This window comes from Paenibacillus gyeongsangnamensis (assembly GCF_027533625.1).
GTDB lineage: Bacteria > Bacillota > Bacilli > Paenibacillales > NBRC-103111 > Paenibacillus_G > Paenibacillus_G gyeongsangnamensis.
The window spans coordinates 1-12,371 of the sequence record NZ_JAQAGZ010000054.1; the positions used below are offsets into that span (position 1 = coordinate 1).

General features: G+C 55.0%; 13 protein-coding genes and 1 rRNA gene. 12 read left to right on the top strand and 2 right to left on the bottom strand.

Annotated features, from left to right (window positions below):
- Nucleotides 1-343 precede the first annotated feature (343 nt).
- On the top strand, nucleotides 344-832 hold the full coding sequence (locus O9H85_RS36935; protein WP_269886306.1) for a GNAT family N-acetyltransferase: 489 nt from the start codon (nucleotides 344-346) through the stop codon (nucleotides 830-832).
- On the opposite strand, the gene O9H85_RS36940 is transcribed toward O9H85_RS36935, so the two are convergent.
- A complete protein-coding gene (locus O9H85_RS36940) occupies nucleotides 827-2,518 on the bottom strand; it encodes a hypothetical protein (protein ID WP_269886307.1) in 1,692 nt (563 codons plus the stop codon). The two genes, O9H85_RS36935 and O9H85_RS36940, sit on opposite strands and share 6 nt — an antisense overlap.
- Before the next feature lie 184 nt (nucleotides 2,519-2,702).
- Here O9H85_RS36940 and O9H85_RS36945 point away from each other — a divergent pair, with 184 nt between their 5' ends.
- The 7 genes from O9H85_RS36945 to O9H85_RS36975 all read left to right on the top strand — a co-directional run bounded on the left by O9H85_RS36945 (nucleotide 2,703) and on the right by O9H85_RS36975 (nucleotide 8,957).
- Nucleotides 2,703-3,395 carry an MgtC/SapB family protein gene (locus O9H85_RS36945; protein ID WP_269886308.1) on the top strand — a complete coding sequence of 231 codons (693 nt, stop codon included), beginning with the start codon at nucleotides 2,703-2,705 and terminating at the stop codon, nucleotides 3,393-3,395.
- Nucleotides 3,396-3,639: 244 nt separating this feature from the next.
- The gene (locus O9H85_RS36950; RefSeq protein WP_269886309.1) at nucleotides 3,640-4,251 is read left to right on the top strand and encodes an RNA polymerase sigma factor; all 612 of its coding nucleotides are present in this window, start codon (nucleotides 3,640-3,642) and stop codon (nucleotides 4,249-4,251) included.
- Entirely contained in the window at nucleotides 4,193-4,624 is a 432-nt protein-coding gene (locus tag O9H85_RS36955) for an anti-sigma factor (protein WP_269886310.1), read from the top strand. Before O9H85_RS36950 ends, O9H85_RS36955 begins: the two co-directional genes overlap by 59 nt.
- A 14-nt stretch (nucleotides 4,625-4,638) precedes the next feature.
- Nucleotides 4,639-5,292, top strand: a complete 654-nt coding sequence (locus O9H85_RS36960; RefSeq protein ID WP_269886311.1) for a hypothetical protein — start codon at nucleotides 4,639-4,641, stop codon at nucleotides 5,290-5,292.
- A gap of 10 nt (nucleotides 5,293-5,302) precedes the next feature.
- On the top strand, nucleotides 5,303-6,553 hold the full coding sequence (locus O9H85_RS36965) for a DUF4097 family beta strand repeat-containing protein (RefSeq protein ID WP_269886312.1): 1,251 nt from the start codon (nucleotides 5,303-5,305) through the stop codon (nucleotides 6,551-6,553).
- 63 nt (nucleotides 6,554-6,616) lie between these two features.
- A complete protein-coding gene (locus O9H85_RS36970) occupies nucleotides 6,617-7,054 on the top strand; it encodes a Fur family transcriptional regulator (protein ID WP_269886313.1) in 438 nt (145 codons plus the stop codon).
- A gap of 166 nt (nucleotides 7,055-7,220) precedes the next feature.
- Entirely contained in the window at nucleotides 7,221-8,957 is a 1,737-nt protein-coding gene (locus O9H85_RS36975) for a glycosyl hydrolase family 18 protein (protein ID WP_269886314.1), read from the top strand.
- A gap of 65 nt (nucleotides 8,958-9,022) precedes the next feature.
- Here O9H85_RS36975 and O9H85_RS36980 read toward each other — a convergent pair whose 3' ends face one another.
- On the bottom strand, nucleotides 9,023-9,406 hold the full coding sequence (locus O9H85_RS36980) for a DUF2614 family zinc ribbon-containing protein (RefSeq protein WP_269886315.1): 384 nt from the start codon (nucleotides 9,404-9,406) through the stop codon (nucleotides 9,023-9,025).
- Nucleotides 9,407-9,533: 127 nt separating this feature from the next.
- Here O9H85_RS36980 and O9H85_RS36985 point away from each other — a divergent pair, with 127 nt between their 5' ends.
- The 4 genes from O9H85_RS36985 to O9H85_RS37000 form a co-directional block, all read left to right on the top strand.
- Nucleotides 9,534-10,400: a nucleotidyltransferase-like protein gene (locus O9H85_RS36985; protein ID WP_269886316.1), complete on the top strand. Its 867-nt coding sequence runs from the start codon at nucleotides 9,534-9,536 to the stop codon at nucleotides 10,398-10,400.
- A 386-nt stretch (nucleotides 10,401-10,786) separates the two neighbouring features.
- Nucleotides 10,787-10,987: a sulfur carrier protein ThiS gene (thiS, locus tag O9H85_RS36990; RefSeq protein ID WP_269886317.1), complete on the top strand. Its 201-nt coding sequence runs from the start codon at nucleotides 10,787-10,789 to the stop codon at nucleotides 10,985-10,987.
- A 71-nt stretch (nucleotides 10,988-11,058) separates the two neighbouring features.
- The gene (locus O9H85_RS36995; protein ID WP_269886318.1) at nucleotides 11,059-11,832 is read left to right on the top strand and encodes a thiazole synthase; all 774 of its coding nucleotides are present in this window, start codon (nucleotides 11,059-11,061) and stop codon (nucleotides 11,830-11,832) included.
- A gap of 430 nt (nucleotides 11,833-12,262) precedes the next feature.
- Nucleotides 12,263-12,371, top strand: a 16S ribosomal RNA gene (locus O9H85_RS37000); the annotation flags it as partial.

Consider the following 12,371-nt stretch of genomic DNA (forward strand, 5'->3'; position numbering starts at 1 on the left):
CAGAGGCTCACGAGATGGTATGCCAAGAAAAGACAGCGTGCAAGATGGATGGGCTCGCTTCAAGAAGTAAGATTTCTGGCCAGTCAATGTGGACTTAAAACGCTCTTGTGATCTGCATGCACATGAATGACGAACATCGGAAAGCCGTATGAGGGAAAACCTCACGTACGGTTTGATGAGGAGGGGCAGATTTCTCTGCCCTTTACTCTAGTAAGTTATAAGTTTTTCCCAACGTATAGCTTCGCATCAACCTTGATAAACGCGCTAGTCCTTGTAAGACAAGGACGGCGTAGCCGTTTATCCTGGACATCCGCTTGAGTACATAAGGGAAGGTGGGCGAATCGTGATTGAGCCTATTGATTTAAACGACATGCAGCGGGTTCTGGAGATGCTGAGTCTGCAGCAGAAGGCTTACCGGATCGAGGCGGAGCTGATCGGCTTCGAGGAGATTCCGCCGCTGTTCGATTCGCCGCAGACGCTGCGGGATGCGGGCGAAACCTTTTTCGGGGCGTATTCGGAGGAAGGGCGGCTGATCGGCGCAGCATCGTGCAAGCAAGGAGCGAAGGAGCTGACGATCTGCCGGATGATGGTCGACCCGGATTATTTTCGCCAAGGGATCGGGGGACGGCTGCTGAAGCATGTCGAGCAGCTTGCCTTGCCTGGAATGCGCCTCAAGGTATCTACGGGGACGAACAATACGCCCGCCTATGCGTTATACATCAAGCATGGGTATGAGCCGGTGCAGCGCCAGCTCGTGGCTCCCGGGATTACCCTGACCGAATTTCAAAAAATAAAGCCCCCCGATTCTCCGGGAGGCCCGCAAGCTTTATGAGATGACATAATCGTTCCAATCGATTGGTCCTCCGTTGACTTCCCGGAGGAGACGACCAGCCGCTGCCGTGTCTCTAGTAGGGAGCGCCATAGTGAGCGCATCCTTCCGCTTGGTTGCATAGCTGACGCTAAACCCGCCGCTGACCGGTTCCGTCTGGAACCCGGGAGCGGCTTGTTCCATATGCACCGCGAATTCGGCAAGGCTGTTCAGTCCGGCCGCCGCCGCTTCCTCCACCGTCCATACTTCCGTGACGATCCCGTTCAAGCCGTCTGCCATCGCGCTGTGCACGGAGAGGCGGTCCGCCTTTTCCTCCACCGAGACCGGATTGGCCGAATAAAAGGCCGCGTACAGCTCCCCGAGCTTCCCGAAGCCGCTGCACTCCCCGAACCGCCATTCGCCCTTCGGCAGGCAGCCGACCAGCGCCTCGGCCTCGCCTTCCGGCACCGCCCACAGCTGGATGACCGCATCCTTGTGCAGCAGCACCTCACCGTAGTCACTGGCGTGCCGGTCATCCCCCGGCGCATAATTCACTCCCGGATGGAAGAAATACAGCTGGTTCACGCCGCGCTCCGCCGGCTCCGAATCCAAGGGCAGCGACACGTCCCAGCGCAGCTGCTCGTTGTCGAACTCCGTCCGGCGCTCCCACACGCCGCCGACGGCATAGCCCGGCGCCACATAAGCGTACGTGTGCGCCTCCGAATCGACTTCGCCGCTGACGCCGGCGAAGCGGACGAGCCGCTTCACCTCGGCCGCCTCAGTACGCCCTATGGCGCGCTCGCGTACCGCCTCTGACACCTCGTAGGTATACAGCGCCGCTCCCTCGAGCCGCGGGAACCGCTCCGGCTCCGGGAAGTCGCCGAACTGAATATAATCGTGCGGGGTATTCGTATCCTTCGGCGCATCGTGCGGCCACAGACGCGAATGCGCCCCGACCCACGCCCCGCGCAAATAATAGTCCGCCCGCAGCTGCCACAGCAATTCGAGCAGCTCCGCCGTCACGGCCCGGGCCGCTGCAACCTCCACGACTTCGTAGGCGCAGGTTAAGGCTTGGATCCAGTGCCAGTGCCACGGCAGGCAGCCGTATTCCTTGAAGCCGAACCGGCGGACGTGCGCCAGCAGCCGACGGGCGCAGTCCGTGCCCTCTGCCAGAAGCGCCTCGTCGCCGAATTGATGCCCGAGCAGCAGCTTCAGCGCCGTATGCTTCGCCTCGTGATGATGCATCGATTCCAGCGGATGCCGGTAGACCGGGCTTTGGTAGATGTGCAGAATCGCCAGCTGCAACTCGCTCTTCAGCTCCGGAGCGAGCTTCTGCTTGAACGCTTCATAGAAGTAGATCACCAGGCAGCCCATCAGCTCGACGGGCAGTACGTGCGGCTTCGCGGACGCAGGGTCATTGCCGAGATTGAGCGGCCAATGACCGTACATCGGGCTGTCCGGATTCTGATCCTGCAGAGTCAGCACCTTCAGCAGCATTTCGGACCCGAGCGCTTCCCCGGCGCTTCGGCGCTCCTCGTTCCACTCCGGCGCCCCGTTCAAGACATAGGCAAGCAAATGTATCGCGAAATAATAGTTATCCCGCAAATCTTTATGAAACCAAAATCCGCTGTCCAGGCGCGGCATGTCCATCGCATGATCGGCGGCCAGCCGCAGAATCCGCTGTTTTCGTTCCATCGTGTTCAACTGCATTTGTTCGCCCCTCCAATTAAAACGTTTCATACCTAGTCTAGCCGATGGGGGTGGGAAGTCAATCCTTTTATGCCCGCGGCATCTCCCGTTCCTTCGGTATTTTTCTTCAAAACCGCTTCGGACCAAGCCAAAACATGCTACAATAAGGCATCATATCCATCTTAGAAAAGGAGGCGGTACCCTCATGATGAATCCATGGTTCATCGACCCCCTTCACATTACGATCCGTCTGGCTTTGGCCGTGCTCATGGGCGGTCTCATCGGGTTTGAACGGGAGCAAAGCAGTCATGCGGCCGGACTCCGGACGCATATTCTCGTCTGTCTCGGGGCGACGCTGGTCATGCTCCTGTCGATGTACGGCTTTGCCGATTTTGCCAAATTGGATAACGTCCGGCTCGACCCCGCAAGGCTGGCGGCGCAGGTCATCAGCGGCATCGGCTTTCTGGGAGCGGGAACGATTCTATTTACGGGGAAATCGATCACGGGCTTAACGACGGCGGCCTCCCTCTGGGTTGTGGCGGCGATCGGTCTGGCCGTCGGAGCGGGCTTCTTCTATGCGGCCGGGCTCGCTTGTTTGTTTGCGCTGATGAGCTTGTTTGTGCTTAACATCCTCGAGAAAAAATACCTGCGCACCAAGAAGCTGCGGCACTTCAAGCTGGAAGCGCTCGATGCTCCCGGCATGCTGAGCAAGGTATCGGCGCTGCTGGTCCGTCAAGGACACGATATCCAGAAATTATCCGTGGAAGAAAGCTCCAATCAGGTAGAAAGTCTGATTGCGATCCAAATGACGATCCGTTTGGCCAAGGGAGCCAAGGTATCCCAAACGGTCGACGACCTGCATCATTTGGAGGGCGTCCGGTCCGTGGCTTGCGACTAGAGCATAGGCGTGAATGCGTGCCCTTCGGAGCCTCCGGCGTCTGAAGGGCGCTTTTTTAGTTGATAAGATTTTATAAATTTTTGCAGCTTATAGCTGCGCATCAACCTTGGTAAACGCGCTGGTCCTTGTAAGACAAGGACGGCGTAGCCGTTTATCCTGGGGCGAAAAGGTGCAACGAAATATGAAGGGGTGCGCCGCCTTCTGTCGTCTAATGGATTGAAATCAAAGGCAAGGCGGTGAAACGATGGAGCAGATGACGGATGAACAACTGGTCGAACTCGTCCGTCAGGGCGAAGAAGCGGCGTACCGGTTCCTGGTGGAACGACACCAGCACTATGTCTATACGCTGATTTACCGTATGACGGAGCATCGGGAAACCGCCGAGGATTTGACGCAGGATGTCTTCCTGAAGCTCTACCGCTCTTTGTCCTTGTTCCGTGGTGACTCCAAGTTCACCACCTGGCTGTACCGGTTAACGGTCAATTTGGTTACGGATTACCGCCGTGCCGAGCGTCGCAAGCCCTACGGGGCTTTGCTCGACAAGGTGAAGGGCTGGTTTGGGGACCGCAAGGAGGAGCCGGAGGCAAAGGCGCTGCAGAAGGAAGAGCAGGAGACGATGCAGCGGCTGCTTGCGGGACTGCCGGACAAATACCGTTTAATCCTTTACTTATATCATTACAAGCAGCTCTCCTATCAGGAAATATCCGACGTAACGGGGCTGCCGCTGAAGACGATCGAGACGAGGCTTTACCGCGGGAAAACCATGCTGAAAGAAAAATGGCTGGAGGTGAGGGGGCATGAGGATCATGCATCCGGAAGACAAAGAACTGCAGCGGTATCTAAATCAAAGCTGTGACGAAATCGCGTACCAACGAATCCATCGGCATTTGCGGATGTGCTCCCTTTGCCGCGGCAAGCTGAAGAATTATATGGAATTGGACCGGCTGCTTGACAGCATGCCGCTGCTGGAAGCGCCCAAGGACCTGCCCGACCGGGTCGCCCGCAGGCTTCGCTATCCGGAGAGCCGTCCCCCGGTGAAGCGCCCTTTTTGGCGGAGCGAGCTTGCCAACGGGCTGATCGCCACGGCGGCGACCTTTATATTCGTCGCAACCGGAATTATGGGCAAGCTCGTAACCTTAAACCCGGAGGCGCTCGGATCCGACGTGGAAGAACGTGTCCTCCAGCTGTACCGCTGGCTCGAGTTCATATCCCATCAATGGCTGACCTAAAGGAGGAATGGATAATGGTTGAAGAACCGCATGACCCAAACAAACAAACGAACAGCCTGGAGGAGGATGAGTTTCTGAGAGAGCGGATGGAAAGGTGGGGAGCTCCCCGCCGTCCGCCGACCGATCCTTTCTTTCCCCGGAGGCCTCGGAAGAGCAAGTGGCTGGCGGGCCTGCTGTCGTTTCTCATACCGGGTACGGGACAGCTGTATCTCGGACTGATGCAGCGGGGACTCAGCATGATGCTGCTGATGATGCTGGATATTGTCGCGATCGTGTTTTTTGCCGTAAAAGGCGTTTCCAATATTCCGCTGATCGTCTTGTTCTCGTTATTTGTGCCGGTCATTTATTTCTATAATATATTCGATGCGCTTCAGCAGACCGACCGGGTCAACGGGGATGCGGACGATTTCGGCTACCGCAGCGCATTTGATCCGGGTGGGCAGGACTTTCCCCGTTCTCCGGGTCCGTCGGACCGGCCGATCGGGCGCCTGTCTAAGGGCGGCGGCTTCGGATATCTTCTGATCGGCGCGGGAGTGCTGTTGTTCTTCATACACGGCAAGCCGGCTTGGATGGACCGGGTACTGGAGGTGCTCGGTTCCTCCGTCGGAGCAGTCGTCCTGATCGTCATCGGTGTGTACATGTTCTATATCGAATCCATCAAGAAATAGGTGAAGCCTCATGCACAAAGCGGGACGTTATACCGCAGCCATCACGCTCATATCGGTAGGCGCCGCCGTCATGCTCGATAAGACGACGGGCTCCGACTGGACCTCGGCCTTGATCGGCCACTGGCCTTTGCTGTTTATATTGCTGGGGCTGGAGTACCTGCTCTTCAACATGCGGTACCGGAACAGCGAGAGGGAATTGAAGCTGGATCTCGGAGGGGTCATTTTATCCGTTATCCTGTCCGCCGTCGTGATCGTCAGCATGCAGTCGGCCGATTTCTTTAAGAAATTCGGGGATATGGGCGATTTCAACATCGGCGATGCGATCGGCGCTTTTACCGACGGTCAGAAATTCGATAAAGGCGTCACCTCCATTCCGCTCGGAAGCGGCGTCGAGAACGTGAAGCTGGGCAACCGCAGCGGCAATATCGTTCTGAAAAGCGGAAACGTGGATCAAATGCAAGTTGCGCTGACCGTGTATGTGCAGAGCAAGGACGATGCGGAGGCGAAGCGGATCGCCGATGAATCGGTGATTGACAGCAAGCTGTCCGGGACCACGCTGACCGTGACCGCGGCAGGCAAGGAGTACGGCAGCTTCCTCGGCAAGAGAAGGCCGCGCATGGATCTCGTCATCACTGTGCCCGCGAATCAAAAGTTGAATTTCGATACTGACTTGACGAACGGCAAGATGACGGCCGCCGATCTGCCTGTCTTGCAGCGCTTTCGTGCTCAAACGACGAACGGAGAAATCCAAGTGAGCGGATTGGAAGGCGCGCTGGAGCTGGGGACGACCAACGGCCAGGTGATTGCGAGCAGGACCGCGGGCTCGATTCGTTTAACTACGACGAACGGTGCGGTCCAGCTTACGGGACACCGGGGGGATGCCGTGCTGGAGGCGACCAACGGCGGGATTAAGGCGGAGGATGTGAACGGAGCGGTACAAGCGCATACGACCAACGGCTCCGTTAAGGTGAACGGCGTCGCCAAAGACCTGAAGGCCGAGACGACGAACGGTTCCGTCGAAGTCGTAAGCCGGAACGTGCAGGGCAGCTGGCAGGTCAGCACCTCGCACGGCAGCATCGACCTGAAGCTGCCGACGCACGGGGATTTCACGGTTTCCGGCGAGGGCAGCGTAGGAAGCATTAAATCATCCTTGCCGTTTACGACGGTGGATAAGAAATTGGTGAATGGAACCGTAGGCAGCGGCAAATATCCGATTCATTTGGAAACGAAAGGCTCCATTAACATATCGTCATCCGATTGACAAGAGACGCAGCCGCCGATTAAAATAAAGTGATATACTTACATCGGCAAGGCGGTGAGCATCATGAGTACGCGGTTGGAACAAGCGATCCATCAATTGAAGGCAACGGGCGTCCGGATGACCCCGCAGCGGCATGCCATCTTGTCATACCTGCTCCATACGATGTCTCATCCTACGGCGGACGAGATTTACAAGGCGCTGTCCCCGCGCTTTCCCAGCATGAGCGTGGCGACGGTTTATAATAACCTGAAGGTATTTATCGAAGCGGGTTTGGTCCGCGAGATGACGTACGGCGACCACTCGAGCCGGTTTGACGCGGATTTGTCGGATCACTATCACGCGCTGTGCGAGCAGTGCGGCAAGCTGGTGGATTTTGCCTACAAGCCCCTGGATGATTTGGAGCATGCGGCTCATGAAATGACGGGTTTCCGGGTGAAAAGCCACCGGGTCGAAGTGTACGGGATATGCTCGGACTGTCTCGCAGCCCATCCTTCGACATGATAGATTAAGAGATTTCCTGTATAATGGACGTATTCGCCGTTGCTCCGTGCAACCGGATACGTCTTTTTTTGGTTGATAAACGCTCTGGCCCTTGTAAGACAAGGACGGCGCAGACGTTTATCTTGACGTCTATAACAAGGTATCTTCCTACAACAGGAGTGAAGCAATGGACCCGATGCAGCATACGACAAGCGCCGGCGGGCGCGGTTTTTCCCGCAAATGGACCTTCATTCTTTTATTAGCCATCCTTTGCGGAACGGCTTTAGGCATTTATGTATGGGACAAGTACGTCCCGAACTCGAAGCATGAGCAGCCGGACTTCGGAGGGTTGAAGAAACCGGTTTTCTACCAGGGGAAAATGATGGAGCATGCGGCGATCGGGGAGAAGGAAAGCTTGAAGCTTCCGATAGATACGGTGAAGAACGAGCTGGATCCGAACCTGACCTACGAGGCATCTACCGGGTCGATTATCATTACGACGCAGAACAAGGTTGTCCGCCTTCGAACAAGCCAGCTGACGGTCATGGTGAACGAAAAGCCTTTTAACTTGAAATTTCCGGCGGTCGAAGAGGGCGGTATCCAGTTCATTCCCATGGATCCGCTCAAAAGCTTATACGGCGTGGAACTGCGCGAATCCGAGGAGACCGGGGCCGTGCTGATGTTCAAAGAAGGCGATTCATTGCATTGGAGCAAAGCGATCGCTTATCCGGATAAGCCGGAGCGTACGATTCCGCTTCGCAGCGGCCCTTCGATTAAGAATACGATCTATGTGGATTTAAAACAGGGAGAGCGCGTACTGGTTTGGGGCGAAGAAGGAGAATGGCTTCACGTCCAGCTGCCTAACGGTTACATGGGTTATGTGAAGAAGGATCAGCTAACGCCGGACCAGGATGAGGTCATTCCGAAGGAAGAGGAGCCGAAGAGCTTTGTGCCCTGGAAACCGAAACGGGGCAAGATTAATGTCACCTGGGAGCAGATCGTGAATAAAAATCCGGATACGTCCAAAATCCCGGCCATGCCCGGACTGGATGTGGTCAGCCCGACGTGGTTCCAACTGGATGACGGCGAAGGAACGATCAAGAACGCCGCCGACCCTGCCTATGTCAAATGGGCCCACGCCAACGGCTATCAGGTATGGGCGCTGTTCAGCAACGGCTTTGAGCCGAAGCGGACGACGGATGCGCTCTCCTCTTACGACAAACGGATGAAGATGATCAAGCAGCTGCTTGCCTACGCCCAGATGTATTCGCTCCAAGGCATCAATATCGATTTTGAGAATGTGAGCCTTAAGGATAAACAGAACCTCGTGCAGTTCGTGCGGGAGATGACGCCGCTGCTTCACGAGCAAGGCCTGATCTTGTCGATGGACGTTACGGGCAAATCCGACAGCGAATCCTGGTCTCTGTTCTACGACCGCAAGGCGCTGGTTGATTCGCTCGATTACATGATGCTGATGGCATATGACGAATATTGGGCCAGCAGTCCGAAGGCGGGCTCGGTCGCTTCTCTTCCCTGGGTGGAGAAGTCGGTCGTGCAGCTGATGAAGGAGGATCAAATTCCTGCCTCCAAGCTCATCCTGGGCATTCCTTTCTACACCCGGATATGGACGGAAGACCCGAAGACCGGCAAGGTGACCTCGAAGGCCGTCTTTATGGAAACCCCTCAGCGCATCATCAAGGAAAAGAAGCTGACGCCCGTATTCTCTCCTGAAACCGGTCAGAACTATTTGGAGTACCAGGAGGACGGCAAGACCATCAAGATCTGGATGGAGGATGAAACGTCCATCAAGGCTCGTATGGAGCTCGTCAAGAAATACGATTTAGCGGGCGTGGCGTCTTGGCGAAGAGGGTATGAAACACCGGAGGTCTGGAGTCTGATCGACAGCTATTTGGCCGGACCATAACGTATGTACGTAACACAAAAAAGCTTCCTGCCGCGCAGCTTGCGCGGACAGGAAGCTTTTTGTCGTTAACGGCCCGAAGCCTCCTGTGGCGTACCCGGTGCCTGAGCTGCGGACGCACGGTTCGGATCATGCGCCGGATCAAGCGATAGGATCGTTTTGCAGTACATGCAGCGGTCGGTCTTGCCGAGCATCTTGGTCGGCTTGCCGCATTCGGGGCACATGACCACAGTGGCGCTGGTCGACATCATCCCTGCCGCAAAATAAATTCCCATGCTCGCCAGCATTGCGATCGCTCCGACCAGCATGCAGACGACAGCTACCCATCGGCCGGCTGTGCCCCAGTCGAATACGATCCCGGCCAGTCCGAGAATCATGAGCAGCATTCCGCCCATGGTGAGCAGGAGCCCCCATAAACGGAATTCGTTTACTTTACTGGATCTAAATCTCATGAATGTCACTTCTTTCACGTAAGAATTGTGAGTTTTGTCACAAAAACATTGCAGGAAACTGACTCGCGGATGTAGAAATAAAGGATAACGTTGCAACAAGCGTCCAAATGTTGTTGGGGGGCTTCACATGGAAACGATCAAAGCATACCGGCTGGATAAGCTTCGTCAGGATGAAGCCGTCATCAGCGTATCCGCCATCGACAATCCTTCTTTATTCTCAGCGGTGACCGACGGGTTCGATTTGCTCCTGCTGGTCGTCTGCCGCGATCCTGCACGCAATTATCAACAGTTTCATTATATAAAAGACAACCTTCGTATACAAGAAAGATGGCTTACTCCGGACACCTTGAACGAGACGATTCTGCATGGAGAGCATCGCAACATTATTTATTGGATTTTAAAAGGGGAGATACTTCTGGATCGGGACATGTATTTAGAGAGCCTCCGTCACAAGGTACTCGAATTCCCCATGGAGCTCCGGGAGCACAAGCTGCTGATCGAGTTTACCAAATTCTTAAGAAGCTACCTGCAGAGCAAAGAATATATTCTGGAAGAGCATTTGTTGGATGCCTACAATAATATTTTGGAGGCGCTGCACCACTGGGCGCACATCGTCATTATCGAATCGGGCAGTCACCCGGAAGTCATGGTCTGGCGCCAGGTCAAGACGGTGAACCCGGGCGTGTACAAGCTGTACGAAGAGCTGACGTTGAGCAAGGAAACGCTGAAGCAGAGGGTGCAGCTTGTGCTTCTGGCCTGCGAATTCTCGGTGATGTCCAAGATGGAGCGCTGCTGCCGGCTGCTGATCCATTTGCTCGCAAGCCGCGAGGAGGCCTGGAGCATGGAAGAGCTGCAGCAGGTGGATCAGCTGGCCGAGGTCCGGTCGGAGCTGCCGCTTCTGCTGAACAAGCTGGTAAGGAAATCGCTCGCCAAGGAAGTCGCTTTTACGATGGAAGCCGATTTATCATTGATGGAACTGCGATATACGATGTAAAAAGCTTCAAGCTGTGATATAATGTACCGTGACAATCGAATAGCCACTGGGGGAGCCCTTAGGATGCGGGGCTGAGAGTAAGAAGCGGATTCTTTAACCCTTGGAACCTGAAGACGGCCGGTATTTTAAGCTTGCCGTCTGTTGGATCATACCAGCGTAGGGAAGTGGACGAATGCTTGACGGAGTACCGGAGTACCGGATACCGGCATTTGAACCTCAAGTCAACCTACGCAGCAGGTTGGCTTTTTTTGATTGAACGGCATAGTAAGCTTCATGGATTATTAGGATCGTCCGTCCGGACCAATGCGTACTTACTTTGGGGTGTTAAAAGAAGGGTAGGCGCTTATTCCGGATGAAGCTGCAAGGAAAGGGGAGGTGTCTTTTAGGTGCGTCTAGTAGTCAATGGAGAGCAAAGGGAAGTGGAGGACGTTGCCACGGTTGAGGAGCTGCTCCGGGCATTTAAGCTGGAAAATAAGATTCTCGTAGTGGAGCTGAATTTGGAGATCGTTGAACGGGATGCTTACGGAGCAACACCTGTAAAGGGTGGCGACCGGATAGAGATCGTCCATTTTGTCGGCGGGGGTTAAGTCTGCCGGTACTCTTGGGAATCATCCTTTAAAACGATTATATTTTATGTAGAGAAAAGAGGTTTTTTCTAATGGGTGATACGTTAAAGATAGGTCCTTATGAATTCAAATCGCGTCTGCTGCTCGGAACGGGCAAGTTCCCGGCGCTCGATATTCAAGAGCAAGCGGTTCGGGCATCGGAGGCGGAGGTACTGACTTTCGCCATTCGCCGGCTGCCGATCGATAATCCCGATGCGCCGAATTTTCTGGAATCGCTGGATTTGAAAAAGTTCACTTTGCTGCCGAATACGGCCGGCGCTTATACGGTGGAGGAAGCGGTTCGTATCGCTAGGCTTGCCAAAGCGACCGGATTGTGCGATATGATCAAGGTCGAAGTCATCGGCGATCCCAAAACCCTTCTTCCGGATCCGGTAGGCACTCTCGAAGCGACCAAGATTCTCGTCGAAGCGGGCTTCATTGTGCTTCCGTATACATCCGACGACCCGATACTGGCCCGCAAGCTGCAGGAGGCGGGGGCGGCCGCCGTTATGCCTGGGGCATCTCCGATCGGCTCGGGGCAAGGGATCGTGAACCCGAATAACCTTCGTTTTATTATTGAAGAAGCAAAGGTGCCGATTATCGTTGATGCGGGCATCGGGGGACCGGCGGATGCGGCTCTGGCGATGGAGCTCGGTGCGGACGGTGTGCTTCTCAACACGGCGGTAGCCGGAGCTCAGGATCCGGTGCTTATGGCGGAAGCGTTCAAGCTGGCCGTTGAGGCCGGACGCAAAGGGTTCCTTGCGGGACGCATCCCGAAGAAAAGATATGCTTCGGCAAGCAGCCCTGTCGAAGGAATGATCGAATAACTAATGGAGGACTCGGCATCGCTGGATGCGGGGTCCTTCTTGTTTTGTACGGGCCGGGCGGGGCTGATCGGCTGCTATTAGCGTTAACTGCCGGTGTTGTTTTTATCCCGAAAAAAAGGTTCGGCTAAAAGGCTTGACTTCCTGTCGGCGGATGTGTTAAATTAGTCTTCGCCGCTCGATGGGCAAGCGTGAGCAAGAAAGTAAGAAAAAAATAATGCTTGCAATGAGATAGGCAAATGTGATATATTATAAAAGTCGCCGTTGAAACGGACGACAACAAATGACAAAGCTTGGATTACTTTCCGGGCGTGAATTTGTCGGAAGATTGCTCTTTGAAAACTGAACAACGAGTGAGTGCAATAAGAGAATGAAAATTCTCGTCAGCATTAAGATTTGAGCTTAATCAGCTCTGTTCGATAAAGTTTTACCTTTATTGGAGAGTTTGATCCTGGCTCAGGACGAACGCTGGCGGCGTGCCTAATACATGCAAGTCGAGCGGACCCTTCGGGGTTAGCGGCGGACGGGTGAGTAACACGTAG

Coding starts and splice junctions, on each gene's coding strand:
- O9H85_RS36975 (WP_269886314.1), top strand. CDS start 7,221: ATGGACCCGATGCAGCATACGACAAGCGCCGGCGGGCGCGGTTTTTCC.
- O9H85_RS36985 (WP_269886316.1), top strand. CDS start 9,534: ATGGAAACGATCAAAGCATACCGGCTGGATAAGCTTCGTCAGGATGAA.
- O9H85_RS36995 (WP_269886318.1), top strand. CDS start 11,059: ATGGGTGATACGTTAAAGATAGGTCCTTATGAATTCAAATCGCGTCTG.
- O9H85_RS36970 (WP_269886313.1), top strand. CDS start 6,617: ATGAGTACGCGGTTGGAACAAGCGATCCATCAATTGAAGGCAACGGGC.
- O9H85_RS36950 (WP_269886309.1), top strand. CDS start 3,640: ATGGAGCAGATGACGGATGAACAACTGGTCGAACTCGTCCGTCAGGGC.
- O9H85_RS36960 (WP_269886311.1), top strand. CDS start 4,639: ATGGTTGAAGAACCGCATGACCCAAACAAACAAACGAACAGCCTGGAG.
- O9H85_RS36940 (WP_269886307.1), bottom strand. CDS start 2,518: ATGCAGTTGAACACGATGGAACGAAAACAGCGGATTCTGCGGCTGGCC.
- O9H85_RS36945 (WP_269886308.1), top strand. CDS start 2,703: ATGATGAATCCATGGTTCATCGACCCCCTTCACATTACGATCCGTCTG.
- O9H85_RS36965 (WP_269886312.1), top strand. CDS start 5,303: ATGCACAAAGCGGGACGTTATACCGCAGCCATCACGCTCATATCGGTA.
- O9H85_RS36955 (WP_269886310.1), top strand. CDS start 4,193: ATGAGGATCATGCATCCGGAAGACAAAGAACTGCAGCGGTATCTAAAT.
- O9H85_RS36980 (WP_269886315.1), bottom strand. CDS start 9,406: ATGAGATTTAGATCCAGTAAAGTAAACGAATTCCGTTTATGGGGGCTC.